At 68.5% G+C, this 609-nt stretch carries 2 pseudogenes; both read right to left on the minus strand.

The features are described 5' to 3' along the window. Window positions 1–372, minus strand: a pseudogene (locus V5F77_RS29030) (Spy/CpxP family protein refolding chaperone); the annotation flags it as partial. A gap of 2 nt (window positions 373–374) precedes the next feature. Then, window positions 375–609 (minus strand): annotated as a pseudogene (locus tag V5F77_RS29035) (DUF3141 domain-containing protein); the annotation flags it as partial.

The following is a 609-nucleotide window of genomic DNA, read 5'->3' on the forward strand; positions in this document are numbered from 1 at the left end:
GGGCTGCTGGGCGTCGGTGATCTTCAGTTCGGCCTTCAGGAAGGCGATGCGCCCTGTGATCCGGCCGGGATCCATCATCTGGCCCATCCCCATGGCGCCGGCGGCGGCTCCGCCCATCATCCCCATGCCGGCCCCTGTGTTTCCGCCTCCCATCATGCCCATGCCGCCCTGACCCATCATCCCCATCATGCCTTGAGGACCACCGGGCGCCGGGGCGGCTTGAGGCGGCTGCGGCGTGGGCGTGACCGCCAAGGGCGCCGTGGGTTGGGGCGCAGCAGGCTGGGCCTCCGGCGGATGGTGCGCGTCCTCGGCGAAGCCCGGCGTAGCAAGCAGCAGCGCGCTGGCGAGCATCAGATTGTGAAACGTCGTCATGGTCAGTTCCCTCTTGTTGCTGCGGCGCGGCTGATGCCCGCCGCCTGGAAATCCAAACCGCTCCGTGTGTCTTGCGGCCTTGTGTTCTCGCTCCTGTCCTGTGGTTCCATATCGACCGGGCGGGTACTGCCCGCGCCGCTGTAGAGCTCGTCGAAGGCGCGCTCCCACACCGCGTCCCGCAGGCGCCGTCCCTGTGCGATCGCCTCGGTGACACGGGAGAAGATGTGTTCCTCCTGC

The organism is Roseixanthobacter psychrophilus (assembly GCF_043195195.1).
Classification (GTDB): Bacteria; Pseudomonadota; Alphaproteobacteria; order Rhizobiales; family Xanthobacteraceae; genus NCEH01.